This window comes from Thermopetrobacter sp. TC1, assembly GCF_000746275.1.
Classification (GTDB): domain Bacteria; phylum Pseudomonadota; class Alphaproteobacteria; order Rhizobiales; family Aestuariivirgaceae; genus Thermopetrobacter.
Genome location: NZ_KN050828.1, coordinates 368438 through 390072, shown reverse-complemented (window position 1 = coordinate 390072; position 21635 = coordinate 368438). Strand labels below are relative to the sequence as shown.

The following is a 21635-nucleotide window of genomic DNA, read 5'->3' as shown; positions in this document are numbered from 1 at the left end:
AAGCCCATGATGCATTCGGCCGATGACAGGCCACATGCGGCCGCCTCCGCCTGGGATGGCACCACCATTCTCGCCGTGCGCAAGAACGGCCGGGTGGTTCTGGCCGGTGACGGGCAGGTCTCGCTGGGCAACACGGTGATCAAGGCCTCGGCCCGCAAGGTGCGGCGCCTGGCGGAAGGAAAGGTGCTGGCCGGTTTCGCCGGCGCAACCGCGGATGCCTTCACCCTGCTGGAGCGGCTGGAAGCGAAACTGGAGATGCACCCCGGCCAGCTTGTGCGCGCCTGCGTGGAGCTGGCCAAGGACTGGCGCACCGACCGTTATCTCCGGCGGCTGGAGGCGATGATGATCGTCGCCGATAAGCACAACACCCTGGTGCTGACGGGCAATGGCGACGTTCTTGAGCCGGAAGGCGGCGTTGCCGGTATCGGCTCCGGCGGCAGCTATGCCCTGGCGGCGGCCCGCGCGCTGATGGATACGGAGCTCGATGCCGAGGAGATCGCCCGCCGCGCCATGCGCATTGCCGCCGACATCTGCGTCTATACCAACGACAACGTGATCATCGAAAGCCTGCCCGCGGAATGAGGGCGAACATCGCCATGCATGCAGGCGCTGCGGCATCTGCTACTATCGCGGGCGCGAATCGCCGGCATGAAGCCGCAAGCGGGGCACGATCCGGGCGCATGCGGATGCACGCCGCCCAAGCGAGAAACAACCGGGGCAGGAGAGACAAAGCGCGGGATCCATGGGCGTTTACATCCTGAAACGGCTGGGGCTGATGATCCCCACCCTCATCGGCATCATGCTGATCAACTTCATCATCGTGCAGTTTCTGCCCGGTGGACCGGTGGAGCGCGTGCTGGCGCAGCTGCAGGGGCATGACATTTCCGCCACCGCCCGCATTGGCGGCGGAGGCGGTGGCGAGATGGCGCCCTCCGCAGGCGCGGAAGGCACCGCTGGCGGCGGGGGCGAGGGCGGCTTTACCTATCGCGGCGCGCAAGGATTGGATCCTGAGTTCATCAAGCAGCTGGAAAAGCAGTTCGGCTTCGACCGCCCGGCGCATGAGCGCTTTCTCAAGATGCTGTGGGACTATGCCCGCTTCGACTTCGGCAACAGCTATTTCCGCGACCGGCCGGTCATTGATCTGATCAAGGATGCCCTGCCCGTTTCCGCCTCTCTCGGTCTGTGGCTGACGTTCATATCCTATGCCGTGTCCATCCCGCTGGGCATTGCCAAGGCGGTGCGGGACGGATCGCGCTTCGATGTCTGGACTTCGGCGGTGATTATCGTCGGCTACGCCATCCCCTCGTTTCTCTTCGCCATTCTGCTCATCGTCCTTTTCGCGGGCGGAAGCTTCTGGAACATCTTTCCCCTGCGCGGGCTGGTCTCGGACAATTTCGATCAGCTCACCTGGTGGCAGAAGATCCTTGATTACGCCTGGCATCTGGTGCTGCCGCTCACGGCGCTGGCCATTTCCTCCTTCGCCACCATGACCTTGCTGACCAAGAACTCCTTCCTTGACGAGATCAAGAAACAATACGTCATGACCGCCCGCGCCAAGGGACTCACCGAGCGGCGCGTGCTGTACGGCCATGTCTTCCGCAATGCCATGCTCATCGTCATCGCCGGCTTTCCCGGCGCTTTCATTTCCGCCTTTTTCGCCGGCTCGCTGCTCATCGAGCAGATCTTCTCGCTGGACGGTCTGGGGCTTTTGGGTTTCAAGGCGGCGATTGACCGTGATTACCCGGTGGTGTTCGCCACGCTCTACATTTTCTCGCTGCTCGGGCTTTTGACCAATCTCATCACCGATGTCGTATACACCCTCATCGATCCGCGCATCGATTTCGAGAAGAGGGAGCTTTAGGGGCATGACCATGGCTGCGCACGGGGCAGGGCAGGAGAACAGCAACGCGGCTCTTGATGTACGCGACATTCGCGAGATCGCCCGCGAGGCGGCCGCCGCCGGCGTGCCCGTGCCGGAGGCCGTGGCCAGCCGCGGCTGGCTCTCGCCCATCAACCGCCGCCGTCTCGCCCTGTTCAAGGCCAATCGCCGCGGCTACTGGTCGTTCTGGATATTCCTCGCCCTGTTCGTGATCACCCTGTTCGCCGAATTCATTGCCAACGATAAGCCGCTCATCGTGCAGTACAAGGGCGAGTATCTGTTTCCCGTGTTCAAGGACTATCCGGAATCGAAATTCGGCGGCTTTCTCGCCCGCACCGATTTTCGCGATCCCTTCATCCAGGAGGAGATCAGCAAGCACGGCTGGATGATCTGGCCGCCGATCCGCTATTCCTATGACACCGTCAACAACGAGCTGCCTCATCCCGCGCCGTCGAAACCGGCCTTTCTCATGAGCTGGCAGGAAGCGTGCAAGAAGTATCCGAAAGGGGTTGAGGATCCCAACTGCACCTTTGGCAACCTCAACTGGCTGGGCACGGACGATCACGGGCGAGACGTGCTTGCCCGTCTCATCTACGGCTTTCGCATCTCGGTGATATTCGGGCTGTTGCTCACAGCCCTCTCTTCGGTCATCGGCGTTGCCGCCGGTGCCGTGCAGGGCTATTCGGGCGGGCTCATCGATCTCTTGTTTCAGCGTTTCATCGAGGTGTGGACCTCCATTCCCACCCTCTATCTGATCATCATCCTCTCCGCCTTCTTCGTTCCCAATTTCTGGATGCTGCTGTTCATCATGCTCCTGTTTTCCTGGACGGCGCTGGTGGGCGTGGTGCGCGCGGAATTCCTGCGCGGACGCAATTTTGAATATGTGCGTGCCGCCCGTGCCCTGGGGCTTTCCGACGGGCGCATCATGTTCCGTCACATCCTGCCCAACGCCATGGTCGCCACCCTCACTTTCATGCCTTTCATCCTCTCCGGCTCCATCACCACCTTGACGGCGCTGGACTTTCTCGGCTTCGGCCTGCCGCCGGGCTCGCCCAGCCTTGGCGAGCTGCTGCGTCAGGGCAAGGCCAACCTGCAGGCGCCCTGGCTGGGGCTGACGGGCTTCTTCGTGGTCTCGCTCATGCTGTCGCTGCTGGTGTTCATTGGCGAGGCGGTGCGGGATGCCTTCGATCCGAGGAAGACGTTCCAATGAGCGCAGAGACGAAACGACCACAGCACGAGGCGGATGCGCCGCTTCTGCAGGTGAAGGATCTCGCGGTGGACTTTGTCCAGGGCGGGCAGGTGACGCATGCGGTGCGCGGCATCTCCTTTCACATCGAAAAGGGCGAGACCCTGGCGCTGGTGGGCGAATCCGGCTCGGGCAAGTCGGTCTCGGCCCTGTCCATCCTGCGCCTGCTGCCGTCGCCGCCGGCGGTCTATCGTTCCGGAGAGATCATCTTTTCCGGCCGGGAGCTTCTGCACGCCCCGGAAAGGACCTTGCGGGAGGTGCGCGGCGATCGCATCGCCATGATCTTTCAGGAGCCGATGACCTCGCTCAACCCCCTGCACACGGTGGAAAAGCAGATCGGCGAGGTGCTGGAAATTCATCGCGGCCTCACCGGCGATGCGGCGCGCCGGCGCATCATCGAGCTTTTGGAACAGGTGGGCATTCAGGAGCCGGAGAAGCGCCTGCAGAGCTATCCGCATCAGCTTTCCGGCGGCCAGCGCCAGCGGGTGATGATCGCCATGGCTCTGGCCAATGAGCCGGACCTGCTCATCGCCGATGAGCCGACAACGGCGCTGGATGTCACCGTTCAGGCCCAGATCCTGCAGCTGCTCAAGCGCCTGCAGCGCGAGCATGGCATGGCCATGCTCATGATCACCCATGACCTCACCATCGTGCGCCGCATCGCCGATCGCGTGGCGGTGATGAAGGACGGCGAGATCGTGGAAACCAACGAGACGGCCGCGCTGTTTGCCGATCCGCAGCATCCCTATACGCAGAAGCTGCTCAACGCCGAACCAAAGGGCGAGCCGCCCGCGCCCGATCCTGAGCGGCCGGTGGTGCTTTCCTGCGAGAACCTGAAAGTGTGGTTTCCCATCAAGCGCGGCTTTCTCAAGCGCACGGTGGGCTATATCAAGGCGGTCAACGGCATCTCCGTTCAGATCCGCGCCGGCGAGACCCTGGGCGTGGTGGGCGAATCCGGCTCCGGCAAGACCACGCTGGGCCAGGCCCTTTTGCGGCTCATCCCCTCAGAGGGGCCCATCGTCTTCATGGGCCGGCACATCGAGGAATGTGATGCCAAGTGCATGCGGCCGTTGCGGCGGCACATGCAGATCGTCTTTCAGGATCCCTTCGGCTCATTGAGCCCGCGCATGAGCGTGCGCCAGATTGTGGAGGAGGGCCTGCTCATTCAGGCGCCTGATCTCACCTGGGAAGAGCGTGTGGCCCTTGTGGCGCGCGCGCTGAACGAGGTGGGCATCGATCCTGCCGCCATGGAGCGCTATCCGCATGAATTCTCGGGCGGCCAGCGTCAGCGCATCGCCATCGCCCGCGCCATGGTGCTGCATCCGCGGCTGGTGGTGCTGGATGAGCCCACCTCCGCGCTCGATCTCACCGTGCAGAGCCAGATTGTGGAGCTGCTGCGCGATTTGCAGAAGCGTCACGACCTTGCCTACATGTTCATCTCGCACGATTTGCGCGTGGTGCGCGCGCTTGCCAGCGAGCTCATTGTCATGCGCCGCGGCGAGGTGGTGGAACAGGGCCCGGCCGCTGCCATTTTCGACAACCCGCAGCATCCCTACACCCGCGCCCTGCTCAAGGCCGCCTTTGAGGTCACGGCCGACGAAGAGGCCCTGCAGGAAGCCTGAAGCCTTCTTTTGCCGCTGTTCTCTTCGCTGCGTTCTCTGTTCAGCCGGGCAGCCCTTGCGGATGGCATTTTGCACCGAAACATTCAGGACTGCTCGGGCGGCGCGGGCCAGTCCGTCATGAACCGCGGCAGGTCTTCCTCTTTCACATCGCGTTCGCTGATGACGTGGCCGAGGATGGAGGCGCCGGCGCGGCGGGGCCCCTGCGGATCGCCACAGATGAGCGGATGCCAGGCAGGCAGCGGCCGCCCTTCGTGCACGCGCCGGTAGGCACAGGTTTCCGGCAGCCAGGAGATGTGGCCGATCGTCTCCGGCGTGATGCGCAGACAGTCCGGCATCAGGGCATGCCGACGCGCATAGGCGGAACAGCCGCCGCGCTCGGTATCATACAGGGCGCAGACCACGGAGGTGGTGAAGATCTCGCCGGTGTCCTCATCCTCCAGCTTGACAAGGCAACAACGCCCGCAGCCGTCGCACAGCGCCTCCCACTCCTCGGGCGTGAGCGCCGCCAGCCCCTTTTTCCAGAAACGGTCCCGCATGATCCCGGCCCCTCAATGCCTCGTCTTCTCTCCTCACGGCACCTGCGCGACCTTCAGGCGCGCCCACGAGCTGGTTTCAGCATGCCACCGCCCCGGCAGGACAGGCAAGCGCCGTCAGGCCGGGAATCCTCGACACACTGCACAACGCGATGATTCGGTTGAATGGTGATTTCACCGCTTTCGCCTCAAGGGGCATGGACGAATCCGCATAAGTGAGGCAGGCTTGCCACCCGCCCCGTCCGGGACGGCGAAGCTTTCTTCGAAATACGGGAAAGAAGCGGGCGGGCTTTCCCGCTCAGAGGCGAAAAGCGTTCTGGTGAGAAAGCAATGAAAGCGAAAGGCGAACCACCCATGGCGCAAGCGGCGGCGAGCAGGCCCCTTTCCCTGCCGGCGCTGCTTCTGCGCGTGGTGGCGCCGTTTTTCTTCGGCTATTTCGTCTCCTATGTCTTCCGCGCCGTCAATGCCGCCATCGCGCCCGATCTGGTGGCGGATCTTTCCCTTTCCGGGGCCGCGCTTGGCTTTCTCACTGCCGCCTATCTCATCGCTTTCGTCGCCTCTCAGTTGCCCTTGGGCATGCTGTTCGACCGCTTCGGCCCCGCCCGGGTGCAGGGCACATTCTTTCTGCTGGCCGCGCTCGGGGCCTTTCTCTTCTCCCGGGCCGAAACCGCCTGGACGCTCACCCTTGCGCGTGCGCTCATCGGGCTGGGCTGTGCCGGTGCCCTTATGGCCGGATTCAAGGCCGTGGCCGATCATGCTCCGCCGGCGCGGCGGGCCCTGTTCAATGCGCTGGTGATGTCAGCCGGAGGATTGGGGCTGCTGGTGGCGGCCACACCGGCGCGCCTTCTCGCTGACGCGCTGGGCTGGCGGGGGGTTTTTGTCGTTCTTGCCGGGATTTCCCTTCTGGCCGCGCTGCTGCTTTGGGCGCTCGCCATGCCTGAAAGGGCGCATCCGCATGCTTCTGCCGGGCAGGACCGGTCTTTTGCCGCTTTATTCTCGGGCCTTTTGCGCGTGCTGGCATCGCCCGTTTTCTGGCGGCTGGCACCATTGGCCGCCCTCACGTCCGGCTCGCAGATTGCCATTCAAACCCTCTGGGCCGGCCCCTGGTTCACGGATGTCGCCGGCCTGAGCGCGCGCGAAGCGGCGCAAATGCTCTCTTTCATGGCCGTCGGCTTTCTTGCCGGCACCCTGATCAACGGATTCGTCGCCGATCGCCTCGCCGCCCGCGGCATCGGTTCTGAAAAGGTCATGCTGGGATTTGCCATCCTGTTCATGCTTGCCGAACTGCCCGCCATATTCGGTTATACGGGCCCCGGCATGGCGCTGTTCTGGTTTCTCGTTCCCCTGGCCGGGCAGACGGGCATTCTTGCCTATCCCGCACTGGCCACCCATTTCGGCGCGCACATGGCTGGCCGCAGCAATTCCGCGCTCAATCTCATGGTTTTCATCGTGGCCTTCCTTGCGCAGTGGATGATCGGTATTGTTCTCGATGCCGTCTCAGGGGGGATGCGCCCCTATCCCGTTCAGGCCTTCTCCCTGGCCTTTGGCATGCTGGTCCTTGTGCAGCTTGCCGCCTTTCTCTGGTATCTGGCCCAGCCGCGATTGCTGGCCCTGTGGCGCGGATAATGCAAATCGCGTTTTCACATAAGGCGCTTTCGCACAAGGGGTGAAAACGGAAGTGGGCAGGCCTCCTCTCAGCTCATCCGGCATCGGATTTGGGGGCAGAAGGGGCATGGCCGGTATCTCCCTCTTCCGCCGTGTCAGAAGAAGCGGGCTTTTCCCGCCGTTTGGCCAGGGCATCCAGAAAGCGGGAGAAGAGGGAAGCCTGCCCCCCGTCTTCGGTCTGCAGGGCGATGCCCATGAGGATTTCCGTCACCTTCTGGGCCGAAACCGGACGCCCCACGTGCCAGCCCTGGGCCATGTCGCATCCCAGCTCGCGCACCAGCAGCATATGCTCGGCGGTTTCCACCCCTTCCGCGATCACTGACATGTCAAGGGCATGCGCCATGTCCACCGTGGAGCGCAGGATGATTGCCGAGCGCAAGGGATCGCCGCCTTCCGCCAGCAGGCTGCGGTCCAGCTTGACGATCGAGAAGGGCATATCACGCAGGATCGTCATCGAGGAATAACCGGTGCCGAAGTCATCACAGGCCAGCCCGATGTCCAGCCGCGCCAGCCGCTTCAGTACCTTCCGCCCCAGCTGCGGATTGTCGAGCACCAGTGATTCGGTAAGCTCCAGGATCAAGGTTTCCGGTGCGATGCCCTCCCGCTCGATCAGCTCCGCCACCTCACGCACAAGGTCGGTGTTCATCAGCTGTATGGAGGAAATATTGACCGAGACGAACAGCTTCTGGCTTGGGCGCAGGGCCCTTTGCCAGATGCCCAGATTGCGCACGGCCTTTTCCAGCACCACCTGCGTGATGTCGGCGATCAGGCCCAGCTCCTCCGCAAGCGGCACAAAGCGCTCCGCCGTCAGTGTTCCCAGGGCGGGGTGATGCCAGCGCACCAGGGCCTCGAAGCCGGCAAGTTCCTCATCCTCAAGCCGCACGATCGGCTGATAGGCCACATCGATCTGCCCGCGTTCCACCGCTCGCCGCAAGTCATGCTCCAGCTGCACGGCGGCGATGCGCTCGCCCAGCATGCGCCGCTCGAACAGGGCGATGCCGCCGCGCCCGTGCGTGCGCGCGGCAAGCAGGGCGATCTCCGCCCGTTTCAGCGCATCTTCCGCTCGCGTCACCTCACCAGCGAACAGGGCGGCCACGCCGATGCTCGTCGTTAAGGAAATGTCCCTGTCCTCCACCTCGTAAGGCATGCGCAGGCGCGTGTGCAGGCGGTGGGCAAAGGCGGTGGGATCGCGGCGCACGGCTTCCATGTCCAGGAGAATGGCGAACTGATCACCGGCCACCCGCCCCAGTGTGTCCGCCGGTTCCAGCATGTCGCGGATTCGCTGCGCCATGATCGAGAGCAGGGCATCGCCCACCTCATGCCCCCAGGCGTCGTTGACGCTGCGAAAACGGTCAATATCCACCACCAGCAGGCACAAGGGCGCTTCCCGCGGGTTGCCCTTGCCGTTCTGGGCGGGGTTCAGATTCATCCGCGCCAGAGCCCGTTGCAGTCTGTCGAGAAACAGGGCGCGGTTGGCCAGGCCCGTAACCCGGTCGCGCACGGCATCGGACAACAGGCGCTCTTCGCTTTGCCGGTAGGCGGTGATGTCATGAAGCGCGCCTAGAATGCGCGTGGGGCCGGCCCGTTCCGGATCGTCGCGCACCGCCTCGCCTTTCAGCGAAAACCAGCACCAGCCGCCATCACCCTTTTGCAGGCGGAAGGTGAGGGCAAGGCGCGTCTGATCTCCGCGGCCAACCGCCTGCAACGCGGCATGAAAGGCGGGCGCGTCTTCAAAATGCAAACGGGTGACGAAGGCATCCCAGGCATTGCCGGCGAAGGTGCCGGGTTCCACATCCAGCATTTTCTCAAGCCGCGGATCGATATGCAGATGGCTTGAGAGCAGATCCAGCTCCCAGACCGCCAGATCCGCAGCCCTGAGCGCCAGGGCCTGACGCACGCTTTCGTTCAGGAAGCGCTTAAGCTGCGCCGATGGCGAAAGCGCCAGCTGCAATGCGGCCATGGCCGCGGAAAGCTGCACGAGCACAAGCCCGCCGCAAAGCAGCGTGTCCAGCACGGCCGGATCAGCCAGAAGCGATGTGAAGGCATGGGGTGAAGACAGGAAAGGCTGAAAGAGGGCAAGGCCGCCTGCAATGGTCCATGCCGAGAGAAGAAGGGGGGCAAGAATTCGCGCCAGCGCTGCCTCGCCTTTGCCGGCGCGGCGCAGGCTTGTGATCGCCAGCCAAAGGCAGAAGAGCATGCCTGCGGCGAAAACGCCCCGGAAGAGCATGGACAGCCGATCCGGAAAAACGAGCGCGGCAAGCAGCACTGCGGCGACGATGCCGCCGATGAGGGAGGATATCCTGTGCCCATTGCCGTCTTCCGCATGCGTGCGCGCGCAGGCCAGCGAGCACCAGCCGATCATGCCCATGATAATGAGCCCCTCGGCCATCAGCTCCATGCGGGCAAGCAGGGCGGTTGCGTCATGGGCCGGAAACAGCCGGGCCAGCATGCCGCCATTGACCACAACGAACAGCAGGCCGCCCAAATGCAGCGGCAACTGGGCCAGAAGCGAGGGCATGCGACGCAGAAGGGCGAGAAACAGGCTGGCCAGCCCAATGAGCAGGCTCATGCCAAACAGCATGCCGCCCGCAACGCTCAAGCCTTCGTGCCGTTTCAGGGCATGCGGCGCCTGTGCCATCAGGATGGGCCCGCGCAAAGGCTGCGTGCTTGAAAGGACAAGCCCGTTGATCCCGGGCGCGAGCTTGAGGGTCCAGGCCTGTCGTCCCGTTTGCTCAATACCGGTGGTGTTTCCGGCCGCGATCTGTTCCGGAGAGGAACGCGGCCGCAACGGCGCCGTGCCGGCGGCGGAAACGCCCGTGCGCAAGGGCCAGAGAGCAACATGCACGGGCACGGATGTCCGAACCTGCATGAGCAGGCCATGCCATAGCCTGCGGTTTGCCGCCTTTTCCACGGGCAGGGAGATGGTGATGCGGGTTTTGCCCTGTTTCAAGGTGATGGCCGCCGATCCTGCCGGTGTGACCACCGGTTTGAGAAAGGGGCGGATGTCCGTGGGCAAGGCGTCCGGGATCAGCAGCACATGCGCATCATCGCCGGTATTCTGCGCCTTGTCCTGTGCCCGGGCCTGAAAGAGGCTGAAGGCACACAACATGATGAGAAGAAATAGCAGAAGCCGCCGGACCTTTTTCAGAAAACGGGGAAAGCGCCATGAGGAATGCCGAAACACACGATCCCTGCCGGCTGCGTCCGCTTTCCGGACGCACCCTGCCCATGACGGATTGATTGGCGCCTCCGCCCCCATTCTCTCCCCATAAGGCCCTGCCATGTACCTGAACGTAATGCCTTTGCGCGCAAAGACAACTGATGTTTCAGGCAGATTCGTGACTTCCCACTCCTATCGACACACGCGACACGAGAATTCATGTGATGAGAATGGCCCGAAAATCGTTGACATTGGTGTAAGTGGGCCCTGTGCGAAACAGCCCCTCCACACTCTGCGACACCACGCTGCCACCTATCTCCTCACCCCGGCGAAAGCCGGGGGCTTGGGCCGCAAACGCATGAGTCGATGGTTTAAGATACCGGCTTTCGCCGGTATGACGATCTATGTGTCGTGGAGTGTGCAGCCCCTCGGCACTTCTGAAAACCGCATGCGAATCATGATGCTGCAGGGCCGTGAGCGGATCTATGCCGGCAAGGCGGGCCTTAGAAAGGGTGTCGGGCGCAAGAAAGGCGCCGGCGACATCGCCTGGCCCGTCGCGTCCGTCCGTGTCCGCCGCAAGCGCATGAATGCGATGGCGCTGGCGATGCGGCCATAACGCCAGCCCCAGGGCGAGGGCGTATTCGGCATTGGGGCCGCCCGCTCCCGGTCTTTCACCAAGCGTGACCGTCAGCTCTCCGCCGGAAAGTATCACGGCCGGCGGCCTCAAGGCGTGATGCCCGCCCGCGATCAGACCGGCCAGCCGCGCATGCCTGCGTGCCACTTGCCGGGCCTCGCCGGTGATGTGCGCGCCCAGGTGCATCACCGCAAGCCCCATCCGGCGCGCCATGGCCGCCGCGGCCAAAAGCGCCCGCTCCGGCGTGGCGATAATCCGGTAAGTCCAGGGGCTTTCATGGCGTTCTCCCCACCCGGAATCGAAAGGCCGACTGCACGACACAATGTTGCCATCGTTCTCGTCACCCCGGCGAAAGCCGGGGGCTTGGGCCGCAAACGCATGAGTCGATGGCCTGAGATACCGGCTTTCGCCGGTATGACGATGCGGGTATCGTGTAGTGTGATCGAAAGGGGCAAAGCCGGAGTCCGTGGGCGGGCCCTTTCTCTCAAGGTCGGCCTGTTCCTTTAACAGGCGGCATACCCCCGGCGGCAGGGGCACATCATGCCGCGCACAAATCTCCAGGGCAATTTGCGCAGGCGTGTCATCCGGCACGGTGGGGCCGGAGGCGATGGCCAGGGGATCGTTGCCGACCACATCGGAAATGGCCAGTGTCAGAACGCGGGCAGGATGCGCCGCATTCAAGAGGCCGCCGCCCTTGATGAGAGAAAGCCGCCGTCGCACGGTGTTGATGGCGTGAATGTCGGCGCCGCTGGCCAGCAGGGCGCGGGTGATGGCCTGTTTCTCCCGCAGGGACAGGCCGGGAACCGGCAGGGGCAAAAGCGCCGAGCCGCCCCCGGAGAGCAACACGAGCAGAAAATCCTCCGGCCCCAGCGCCGAAGCCATCTGCATCATCCGTTTCGCCGCCGCTTCGCCCCGTTCATCCGGCACCGGATGAGAGGCCGTTGCCACCTCGATATGCGCAAGCGGCAGCGCATAGCCGTCCGGCACGACAACAAGCCCGCGCAACGGCGGTCCCCATGTCTGCTCAACCGCCCTGGCCATGGCCGCGGCCGCCTTGCCGGCCCCGAGCACGGTGACCGTCCCGGGAGGGCGCTTCGGCAATGCCGGCGGCACTACGCGCAGCGGATCGGCGGCGGCGACAGCGGCGGAAAACAGACGCTTCAGAATGGCGAATGCGACTTTCGTATGATCCTGCATTTTTGCATTGGCAAGCGTGTGCGAGAGGCGTATATGCCTGTCATCCAGGTCGGACATCTTGTCGCAGGGCATATGCGCGAGGTCAACCGCCATGCCCATTCCCGTTCCCCATCACACCCACGTTCTGCATCGGTCGCTCACCGTGGAGCTTCCGCGCGCGGTGCGGGCGGAAGGCGTCTACATCTACGACCGTGACGGCAAGGCCTATCTCGACGCATCGGGCGGTGCTGCCGTCTCCTGTCTCGGACATGGCCATCCGGCGGTGATAGAGGCGATCAAGCGCCAGCTGGACCGCATGCCCTATGCGCACACCGCCTTCTTCACCAACGATCCCGCTGAGGAGCTGGCGGATCTGCTCTCGGAGAAGGCCCCCGGCGGCGAATGGCGTGTCTATTTCCTTTCCGGCGGCTCGGAAGCCAACGAGGCGGCCATCAAGCTGGCGCGCCAGATCCAGATCGAACGCGGCCAGGAGACGCGGGATCACATCATCTCCCGCCGTCAGAGCTATCATGGTTCCACCATCGGCTGCATGTCCATTTCCGGCCGCACGCCAATGCTGGGCGGGCCGCATCCCTCGCCCAATCCCTTCGCGCCGTTGTTCATGCCCACGGCGCGCAAGATCGTGCCCTGCTATGAATATCGCTGGCGCCGTCCGCACGAGAGCGAGGAGGACTATACCCGCCGTGTTGCCGGCGCGCTGGAGGATGCCATTCTCGATATCGGGCCGGAGCGCGTCTTTGCCTTCATTGCCGAGACGGTCGTGGGCGCGACCCTGGGCGCCGTGCCGCCGACGAAGGGCTATTTCCGCGCCATCCGCGAGATCTGCGACAGGTATGGCGTTCTGCTCATCATCGACGAGGTGATGTGCGGCATGGGCCGCTGCGGCACGCTCTTCGCCTATGAGCAGGACGACTTCGTGCCGGACATCATCACCCTGGCCAAGGGCCTGGGCGGCGGCTATCAGCCCATCGGCGCCATGATGGTGCGTGAGGAGATTGTGGCCGAAATCGAGAAGAAATCCGGCGCTTTCGCCCATGGCCACACCTATGTGGGCCATGCCACCGCCTGTGCCGCCGGTGCCGCCGTACTCAAGGTCTTTGATGAAAGCGGTCTCGTGGCGCGTTCCGCCGCCATGGGCGAGCGCCTGTATGCCATGCTGAAAGAGCGTTTCGGCGAGCATCCCCACATTGGCGATATTCGCGGCCGCGCCATGTTCCGCGGGCTGGAAATCGTTGCCGATCGCGAGAGCAAGGAGCCGTTCCCGGCCTCCTGGAAGCTGGCTGCCCGCATCAAGATGAAGGCCATGGAGCATGGTCTCATCTGCTATCCCATGTCCGGCACCAAGGACCGCTTCTCCGGTGATCACGTGCTTCTGGCGCCGCCGTTCATCATGGAGGAGCGTCACATGACGGAGCTGGTGGACAAGCTTTCCCGCGCCATTGATGACGCCATTGCCGAAGCCCGCGCCCAGGCCGGCGATGAATGAATGATACGCGCACCGGTCTGGCTTTTGCCTGATCGTTCAAGAAAGTTCACGGGCTCATGACGGTTTCCCGCACACCGCGTGCCGTCACTTCGATCAGGCGATCCGCCACCCGTTTCCAGGCCTGGGTATGCGTGACACTGACCACGGTGATCCCCCGCTCCCGCACAAGGTGCGCCACCTGATCGACAAGGGCGGCCTCCGTTTGCGGATCCAGCGCTGAGGTGACCTCATCGAGGATGAGCAGACGCGGCTTTCGCACCAAAGCCCGCGCCAGGGAAAGGCGTTGGCGTTGACCGCCGGAAAGTTTCAGGCCCCGTTCGCCGATTTCCGTATTCAGGCCCTCCGGCAGGGTGCGCACGAAATTCGCAGCGCCCGCCAGCCGCAGTGCCTCCCACACCTGGTCATCATCAATGGCCTGGCCCAGCGTGATGTTGTCGCGCACACTGCCGGCAAGCAGCACGAGCTCTTGCGGCACATAACCGATATGTTTGCGCCAGTCCTGCAAATCGATTTCGGAGAGCGGCACGTCGTCGATTAGGATCGTGCCCTCCTGCGGGCTGTACAGCCCGATGATCAGATCGATGATCGTGGTCTTGCCCACACCGGACGGCCCCATGATCACGGAAATTTTCCGCGCGGGCAGAAAGAGGTTGAGATCGCGAAAGACGGTCTTCTTCGGATAGGAAAAACGCACGTTTTTGAACGTGATGCCCTTTTTCAGCGCCGGTGCCGGCCGCCCTCCCTTGCGCTCGCAGGCCTCCGCCATTTCCGTCAGCAACGACTCAAGCCGGGAAAGGAAAGGTTCGGTATTGGCGACTTTTTGCAGGTTGTTCTGGAAACGGGTGAAACCCTTGGCGATGGTCAGCATGAGGCCGGCCATGACGCCGATCTCGACGATCGACATCTTCAGCCAGCTCAAGGCGAGGGCGAGAATGCCGAAAACGAGAATGATCGCTGCCAGGCTTTGCAACGCCTGCAGGCCGGAGCCAATGAGAACGAGCTTGTGCATCAGACGGTTGAGGCGCCGCACATAACGATGAAACAGAGGCTGCACCACGTGTTCCAGCCCCATGGCCTTGATCGGCTTGATGGAGGCGTATGTATCGGTGAACTGCGAACCGAGATCGGTGGTGGCATCAGCCATTTTGCGGCTGTATTTGCGGGTCAGGCGCACAAGAATGAACAGCGGCGCGAAAAGCGTCACCGTGGCCAGGAAGACATAAAAGGCCAGGGGGCCGGACATGAGAATGATCATCACGACATAGATGGCCGTGCGGATGCCGATCGTTGCCGTTTGCAGGGCAATTTCCATGGAACGTGCGCCCGCTGCCGTGAATTGAAGCAGCGAGACATTGAGCCCCCCGGTCATGGCATTTTGAAAATAGCTCCAGTCCGCACAGGAGAGCAGCTCCAGCATCCTCCGCCGGAAGGCGGTTGTGATGTCCGCAGCAACGAAACCGGCATAGGTGCGAATGAGAAAGCCCACAAGCTCCCGCAGGATGAGCAGCCCGGCGGCGAGGGTGGCCAGAACCGGCAGATCGAGCGGCAGCCCCAGTTTTTCGATGCTTTCGGCGACAATGCGTGCCACGGGCGATTTCTGCTCTGCCGGATCCTGCCCGACGGCCACGAACAACAGCGGAAGCAGTGTGGCGATGCCGAGTCCTTCCAGCACGCTGTTGACGAGCAGCATGAGCAGGAGCGCCACGGCGCGAAGTTTGCCGAAGCGGGCCAGCACCTCAAACAGCAGGCGGATGCTTTTCATCAGGACGCGCTCCCGTCTCGTCATCCGAATGAGTGTTGCGTGGGATGTTTCCCTCGCTACCCCTCAGGGCTTGAACGCGCAAGGGGCGTGAGGAAGATCGGGTTGAAAAGAGGATCGAAAAATTGGCCACAATAGCCCACGGAAGGTTGTCATCGATGGCGTTTGCGCCTAGTCTTTTCCGGCTTTCAATCTTTTGACATCCCCATACCCAAGAACGAGGGAGGATCACAGACATGAAGAAGTTCGTCATGGGTGCGGCAGCGGCCGTGGGCCTCGTCGCAGCCTCTTTCGTCGCGCAGCCCGCTGCTGCCGGCCAGACCTTCATTTCCATTGGCACGGGCAGCATCACCGGCGTGTACTATCCCACCGGTGGCGCCATCTGCCGCATGATGGCCAAGCGCCGCAAGGAGACCGGCATCCGCTGCTCGGTGGAATCCACCGGCGGCTCCATCTACAACATCAACGCCATTCGCTCCGGCGAGCTGGAGTTTGGCGTCGCCCAGTCTGACTGGCAGTATCATGCCTATCACGGCACGTCGAAGTTCAAGGACAAGGGCCCGTTCAAGGAGCTGCGCGCGGTCTTCTCCATTCATCCGGAGCCTGTGACCATCGTCGTGCGCAAGGATGCCGGCATCAATGGCATTCTTGACCTCAAGGGCAAGCGCGTGAACATCGGCAACCCGGGCTCCGGCCAGCGCGGCACCTGGGAAGTTGTCGAGAAGACCCTGGGCTGGAAGCGCTCCGATCTGAAGCTCGCTGCGGAGCTGAAGGCCTCCGAGACGGGTCAGGCGCTGTGCGACAACAAGATCGACGCCTATTTCTATCTCGTCGGTCATCCCAATGCGCTCATTCAGGAGACGCTTGCCTCCTGTGATTCCAAGATCGTGAACGCCCGGGCGCCCAAGATCGACGAGCTGGTCAAGAAGACCCCGTATTACAGCTTTGCCGTGATCCCGGCGGATCTCTATCCGCAGCAGAAGGAAGACGTGCAGACCTGGGGCGTGCGCGCCACGCTCGTCACCTCGGCCAAGGTGCCGGAGAAGGTGGTCTACGAGCTGGTCAAGAGCGTCTTTGACAATTTCGACGCCTTCAAGAAGCTGCATCCGGCCTATTCGCACCTGAAGCCGGAGGAGATGATCTCCGCTTCGCTCTCCGCGCCGCTGCATCCCGGCGCCGTGAAGTATTACAAGGAGCGCGGCTGGATCAAATAAGTCCGCATACCGCGAGGGGAAAGGCCTGCAGCCTTTCCCCTCGTTTCGTTTAGGCACCATTCGATTGAATTTGTGCATCGGTTTGTGAATGTGTGGAAAGGGAACGCCCTCAGTCAGAACAGAAAGATGAACCGGGGGTGTACGTAACGAGGGAGGGGGTTCTGCCATGGCCAAGGATGGTCGCGTCCATCAGATCGACGCCGAGGAACTGGCGGCGGAGGTCGATGCAGGTGCCCGCAATCCTGTCGGTGTTGCCGGCAAGATCATGATCGGCATCTGCATCGCCTGGTCGCTCTATCAGATCTACATCGCCTCGCCGCTGCCGGCCCTGCTGCAGGAATGGGCCCGCAACATCGGCTTCGACATTCAGTTCTACATGGGATCGGTCAAGACCCGGCGCATTCACCTGGCTTTCGCCCTGGTTCTGGCCGCCATGGCCTTTCCGCTGTTCAAGTCCAGCCCACGCGACAGGATTCCGTGGTATGACTGGGCGCTGGCTGTCATTGGCATTGTCGTTACGCTCTATGCCGTTGTCTTTCAGGATCAGATCGCAGAGCGTGCCGGCCTGCCCACAACGGCCGATCTGTGGATTTCCGCGGTCGGTATCATTCTGTTGATGGTCACCACCTATCGCGCTCTCGGCCTGCCTTTGGTGATCGTCACCTCCGTGTTCCTTCTTTACGTCTTCTTTGGCGACAAGGGCTGGGTGCCCGAGGTGATCCAGTGGAAGGGCGCGTCCTTCTCCAAGGCCATGTGGCATTTCTGGATGCAGGAGGAGGGCGTCTTCGGCAAGCCGCTGGAGGTGTCCACCACGCTTATCTTCCTCTTCGTCCTTTTCGGCGCCATTCTGGAGAAGGCCGGTGCCGGTGGCTATTTCATCAAGGTCGCCTTCGCCCTTCTCGGGCATCTGCGCGGCGGCCCGGCCAAGGCGGCCGTGGTGGCTTCCGGCCTCTCCGGTCTCTATTCCGGCTCTTCCATCGCCAATGTGGTCACCACCGGCACCTTCACTATTCCGCTGATGAAGCGCACGGGCTTCACGCCGGAGAAGGCCGGTGCCGTTGAGGTAGCCTCTTCCACCAACGGCCAGCTCACGCCCCCGGTGATGGGCGCCGCCGCCTTCCTCATCGCCGAGTTCACCGGCACGCCCTATTTCCAGCTGGTAAAGCATGCCTTCGTGCCGGCGCTGATTTCCTACATTGCGCTTGTGTACATCGTGCATCTGGAGGCGCTGAAGCTGGGGTTGAAGGGCCTGCCCAAGCCGGAAACCGGCCGCACCAAGGCCCAGAGCCTGATGCTGTTCATGGCCGGTTTCTTGGGCATGATGATCCTGTTCGGTGCCGTCTATTACGGCCTTGGCTGGATCAAGGTTGCCTTCCCCGGCATAACCTATTCGGTCGTGGTCCTTATGCTGCTCGCCGCCTATCTGATCCTCGTCTGGCGTGCGGCCCGCTATCCCGATCTGGAGGCGGATGATCCCAACGCCCCGATCACCGAGCTGCCGCGCGCCGGCGAGACGGCGATCAAGGGCCTGTATTACATCCTGCCCATCATCCTGCTCATCTGGCTGATCATGGTGGAACGCACATCCGCCGCCACGGCCGCTTACTATGCCGTTGTGCTGATGACCTTCATCGCCCTCACCCAGCATGTGCTGAAAGGCTTCTTCCGGGGCGATTTGCGCATTGGCGAACAGCTCTGGCGGGGTTTCCGGGAATGGGTGGACGGCCTCATCGCCGGCGCCCGCTCCATGATCGCCATCGCCGTGGCCACAGCCGCCGCCGGCATCATCGTCGGTACCATCAGCCTCACCGGCGCCCATCAGGTCATCGGCTCCTTCGTCGAGTATCTCTCCGCCGGCTCGCTGATTGTCATGCTGCTGCTGGTGGCGGTGATGAGCCTCATCCTTGGCATGGGCCTGCCCACCACGGCCAACTACATCGTCGTCTCCTCGCTGATGGCGCCGGTGATCCTCTCTGTGGGGGCGCAAAACGGCCTGTTGCTGCCGGCAGTGGCGGCTCATCTCTTCGTGTTCTATTTCGGCATTCTCGCCGATGATACGCCGCCGGTGGGCCTGGCCGCCTTTGCCGCTGCGGCCATCTCCGGCGGTGATCCGATCAAGACCGGCGTGCAGGGCTTCATGTATGACATCCGCACCGCCATCCTGCCGTTCCTCTTCGTCTTCAACACCGAGCTGCTGCTCATCGACGTGACGGTGTGGAAAGGCATATTCGTCTTCATCATTGGCGTGATCGCCATGCTGATGTTCGCATCCGCCACTCAGGGCTACATGTTCGTGCGCAACAAGTGGTGGGAGACTGTCGCCCTGCTGCTGGTGGCCTTCACGCTGTTCCGCCCCGGCTTCTGGCTGGACAAGGTGCAGCCGCCCTTCGTCGAGCATGCCGGAAGCCAGGTGTTTGAACTGGCCCAGAAGGCTGAGCCCGGCACTCTCTTGCGCCTGCGCATCGAGGGGCCGGACTTCAATGATCCCGACCGCATCAAGGGCACCTTCATCAACGTGGAACTGCAAAAGGGTGCAACAGGCAAGGACCGGCTGGCGAAATCGGGCCTGATGATCACCATCAAGGACGGCAAGGCGGTTCTTGAAGAGCCCATGCCGGGCACGCCGTTCTTCGATCTGGCCCGCACTTTCGATTTCTACGGCGACAAGCCCGTGCTCGTGGCCAGGGCCTATTCCAAGGCCGAGCGCATGCCCAAGGAGGTCTTCTACATCCCTGCCTTGCTGCTGCTTGGCCTGGTCATGCTCGCACAATGGCGGAGAAAGAAGCGCATCGAGGCACAAGCCGCGGCTCAGGCGGCCTGAGCACACAGCGAACCGGGGGGCTCATGACCCAAGCCCCCCGGCTTGAACCTCATGGGCGCTTTCCTTGCGGAGCGCCGGGCTGAACAGACAGCCGATATTGAAACAGGATGCCAGACCATGACGGGAATGACGTATAAGAACATCCTGCTGCCCATTGATCTCGGCCATGCCAGCTCCTGGAAAAAGGCGCTGCCCGTGGCCCTGGATCTCGCCCGCCTCTATGGCGCGCATCTCAACGTCCTCACTGTGATACCGGACGTGGGCATGCCGGTGGTGGGCTCCTTCTTCCCCGCTGATTTCGAAAAGAAGGCGCGGGAGAAGGCCCAGGAGGCGCTGGAAAAATGGATGGACGAGAACCTGCCGGAAGACCTCGACGTGAAGGCGGATGCCTATGTCGCCGTTGGCACCATTTATGACGAGATCATCGCGGTGGCCAACAAGCTGAACATAGACCTCATCGTCATGGCCTCGCACCGGCCGAAAATGAAGGATTACCTCCTGGGGCCGAACGCCGCCCGCGTGGTCCGGCATGCCCGTCAGGACGTCCTCGTCGTGCGCTCGTAAGCGCGCCCGGCCGGCACCACCCGCGCCTTGACGCGCCGCCGCACCGGGTTGGGAGGTGTTTTCTCCACCTTGGCGAGGGCGGCTTCCACCGTGGCGGTCAGGGCCTTGATCGTCTCGGCATCCAGATCACGCACATGCCGCGCCAGCAGGTTGGCCAGCCGCGTTGCTTCCGGAGAAAGCCCCGCGGTGTCAATCACCACGCGCGGGTGGGACAGTCGCGCAAGCTCTATGAGTTCCTCGGCGTCGTCCCAGATGATGTTGAGATAGGCGATGATCCGCTGCAGCAGGTGCCAGCCGGGCCGCCCGCGTTTTCCGTGCTCCAGCGCCGAGAGATAGGCAGCGGAAACACCGATGGCCGCCGCCATTTCCTTCAGGGTTATCCCCCGCTCTGCCCGCAATTGTCGCAGCCGTTCACCAAAGGGCGTCATCAGCCGCCTCCCCGATGCTTGCGCCGCAGCCGCACATAGAAGGCGCCGCCGCCGCCATGACGCGGATGCGCCGGCTGAAACCCGGCCACATGCACCTGCATGTCCGGCTCCGACAGCCAGCGCGGCAGCTCCCGGCGCAGGATGCCCTGACGCTCCGGCGCATGCCAGTGTTCGTGCCCGTGCAGGGTATGACGGGTAAAGGGGGCGGCCCCCTTGCCCGTGATGACAAGCACGGTGCGCAAGCCCTTCTGCCGCGATGTGATGATGAACCCGCGCAGCCGCATGCGCGCCTCCTCCACGCCCAGCCCGTGCAGATCGATGCGCGCCTCGATCGTCACCTTTCCGCGCAAGAGGCGCTGGCGCGTGCGCCTGTCCAGCGTGCCGCCGCTGCCGGCCGGCGCCTCTTCCGGCTTTGAAAAGGGCACGGGCAGAGAGGAGCGGACCCGTTGCCGGGTGAGCGCAGGTCCTGTCGCACCGGATTCGTGCCCAGGCCTCGCCTGCACATTGGGCGCTTTCCGCGGCGTTGCTGCCGGTTTGTGATCGCGGCTTTTGGCGTGAGAGATCTTCTTGCTCTTGAAGGCCTCCTGCATGAGGCGGCGAAAGTCATCCGGCGCGGGCTTGTCCGGCATGCGGGCGTCCATGGTTTCCGCAACCCGTGCCCAGAGCGCGGCGTCTTCCGGCTTCAGCCCGCCGTGTCCTTTTTTCCTGCCCGCCATGATCCAGGCCCCCTTCAGCCGGTGCTCAGCCCCTGCAGGAAAGGATTGCTCCGCCGCTCCTCGCCCACGGTGGACGCCGGGCCGTGCCCCGGTATGAACAGAAAATCATCCGGAAGCGGCAGGATGATGCGGGCGATGTTCTCAAGCAGCAGCTCATGATCACCGCGTGGAAAGTCCGTGCGTCCGATGCTGCCGGCAAAGAGCACGTCACCAAACTGGCCGATGCGGTCCGCCTCGTTGATGAACAGCACATGCCCCGGCGTATGCCCCGGGCAGTGGCGCACCGTGAACCGCACCCTGCCGAAGGAGAGCACCTCGCCGTCCTTTAGCCAGCGATCGGGCTCAAAATCCTCACCATTCACGAAAACGCCGAATGTCCGTTCCTGTTCCGTAATGCTGGTGGTCAACCAGGCATCGTTCGCATGCGGCCCGAGAATGGGCACATCGAGCTGGCGTTTCAGCGCCGGCGCGCCCCCGGCATGATCGAAATGCCCATGTGTCAGCCAGATGGCAACCGGCTCAGCGCCTGTCCGTTCCAGGGCCTCGATGATCAGGGATACATCCCCGCCCGGATCGACGATCACCGCCTGCTTCGTTTCCCGGCAGAGAAAGAGCGTGCAATTCTGCATGAGCGGCGTGACCGGCACCACATGAGCCTCAACGGAACGCAAAAAGGTCTCCCGCTCAGTCTGTCCGGTGGTTGCGCGCATC

The 21635-nt window shown here is 63.1% G+C and carries 16 protein-coding genes; 9 read left to right on the top strand and 7 right to left on the bottom strand.

All coding sequences use genetic code 11. The annotated features are described in order from the left end of the window. The first annotated feature begins 6 nt into the window (after positions 1-6). The 4 genes from hslV (at position 7) to EK16_RS05475 (ending at position 4747) form a co-directional block, all read left to right on the top strand. Positions 7-582, top strand: coding sequence for an ATP-dependent protease subunit HslV (gene hslV / locus EK16_RS05490; protein WP_038035995.1), 576 nt, complete (start codon positions 7-9; stop codon positions 580-582). 160 nt (positions 583-742) lie between these two features. Then, a complete protein-coding gene (locus EK16_RS05485) occupies positions 743-1861 on the top strand; it encodes a microcin C ABC transporter permease YejB (protein ID WP_038035217.1) in 1119 nt (372 codons plus the stop codon). A gap of 4 nt (positions 1862-1865) precedes the next feature. Then, positions 1866-3089 (top strand): ABC transporter permease, encoded by a 1224-nt coding sequence (locus EK16_RS05480; protein WP_231573615.1) that lies wholly within the window; start codon positions 1866-1868, stop codon positions 3087-3089. Beyond that, a complete protein-coding gene (locus EK16_RS05475; protein ID WP_038035215.1) occupies positions 3086-4747 on the top strand; it encodes an ABC transporter ATP-binding protein in 1662 nt (553 codons plus the stop codon). The genes EK16_RS05480 and EK16_RS05475 overlap by 4 nt, the downstream gene beginning before the upstream one ends. A gap of 83 nt (positions 4748-4830) precedes the next feature. On the opposite strand, the gene EK16_RS05470 is transcribed toward EK16_RS05475, so the two are convergent. After that, positions 4831-5283, bottom strand: a complete 453-nt coding sequence (locus tag EK16_RS05470; protein WP_038035213.1) for a YcgN family cysteine cluster protein — start codon at positions 5281-5283, stop codon at positions 4831-4833. Between the two features lie 351 nt (positions 5284-5634). On the opposite strand from EK16_RS05470, the gene EK16_RS05465 reads away from it, so the two are divergent. Further along, complete coding sequence (locus tag EK16_RS05465; RefSeq protein WP_038035211.1) at positions 5635-6906, top strand: MFS transporter; 1272 nt, start codon at positions 5635-5637, stop codon at positions 6904-6906. Positions 6907-6979: 73 nt separating this feature from the next. Here the strand turns inward: EK16_RS05465 and EK16_RS05460 are convergent, their stop codons facing one another. Together EK16_RS05460 and EK16_RS12220 are read right to left on the bottom strand one after the other, a co-directional pair. Then, complete coding sequence (locus EK16_RS05460) at positions 6980-10054, bottom strand: EAL domain-containing protein (RefSeq protein WP_197059618.1); 3075 nt, start codon at positions 10052-10054, stop codon at positions 6980-6982. A gap of 268 nt (positions 10055-10322) precedes the next feature. Further along, complete coding sequence (locus tag EK16_RS12220) at positions 10323-12029, bottom strand: glycerate kinase type-2 family protein (protein ID WP_051928976.1); 1707 nt, start codon at positions 12027-12029, stop codon at positions 10323-10325. On the opposite strand from EK16_RS12220, the gene EK16_RS05450 reads away from it, so the two are divergent. Continuing rightward, positions 12028-13422: an aspartate aminotransferase family protein gene (locus EK16_RS05450; protein ID WP_051928975.1), complete on the top strand. Its 1395-nt coding sequence runs from the start codon at positions 12028-12030 to the stop codon at positions 13420-13422. The genes EK16_RS12220 and EK16_RS05450 overlap by 2 nt on opposite strands. Before the next feature lie 46 nt (positions 13423-13468). On the opposite strand, the gene EK16_RS05445 is transcribed toward EK16_RS05450, so the two are convergent. Further along, positions 13469-15184: an ABC transporter ATP-binding protein gene (locus EK16_RS05445; RefSeq protein ID WP_038035208.1), complete on the bottom strand. Its 1716-nt coding sequence runs from the start codon at positions 15182-15184 to the stop codon at positions 13469-13471. A 233-nt stretch (positions 15185-15417) separates the two neighbouring features. Between EK16_RS05445 and EK16_RS05440 the strand changes: the two genes are divergently transcribed. From EK16_RS05440 to EK16_RS05430, 3 genes are all read left to right on the top strand, one after another. Beyond that, on the top strand, positions 15418-16395 hold the full coding sequence (locus EK16_RS05440) for a TAXI family TRAP transporter solute-binding subunit (RefSeq protein WP_051928974.1): 978 nt from the start codon (positions 15418-15420) through the stop codon (positions 16393-16395). A 166-nt stretch (positions 16396-16561) separates the two neighbouring features. Then, positions 16562-19216: a TRAP transporter permease gene (locus tag EK16_RS05435; protein ID WP_038035206.1), complete on the top strand. Its 2655-nt coding sequence runs from the start codon at positions 16562-16564 to the stop codon at positions 19214-19216. A gap of 117 nt (positions 19217-19333) precedes the next feature. Further along, positions 19334-19780 carry a universal stress protein gene (locus tag EK16_RS05430; protein WP_231573614.1) on the top strand — a complete coding sequence of 149 codons (447 nt, stop codon included), beginning with the start codon at positions 19334-19336 and terminating at the stop codon, positions 19778-19780. On the opposite strand, the gene EK16_RS05425 is transcribed toward EK16_RS05430, so the two are convergent. Genes EK16_RS05425 through EK16_RS05415 form a run of 3 tightly spaced genes read right to left on the bottom strand, consistent with a single transcriptional unit; the run spans position 19753 to position 21634 of the window. Continuing rightward, positions 19753-20208 (bottom strand): helix-turn-helix domain-containing protein, encoded by a 456-nt coding sequence (locus EK16_RS05425; RefSeq protein WP_038035204.1) that lies wholly within the window; start codon positions 20206-20208, stop codon positions 19753-19755. The genes EK16_RS05430 and EK16_RS05425 overlap by 28 nt on opposite strands. Next, the gene (locus EK16_RS05420; RefSeq protein ID WP_051928973.1) at positions 20208-20924 is read right to left on the bottom strand and encodes a Smr/MutS family protein; all 717 of its coding nucleotides are present in this window, start codon (positions 20922-20924) and stop codon (positions 20208-20210) included. Before EK16_RS05420 ends, EK16_RS05425 begins: the two co-directional genes overlap by 1 nt. 14 nt (positions 20925-20938) lie before the next feature. After that, positions 20939-21634, bottom strand: a complete 696-nt coding sequence (locus EK16_RS05415) for an MBL fold metallo-hydrolase (RefSeq protein WP_051929113.1) — start codon at positions 21632-21634, stop codon at positions 20939-20941. Position 21635 lies beyond the last annotated feature (1 nt).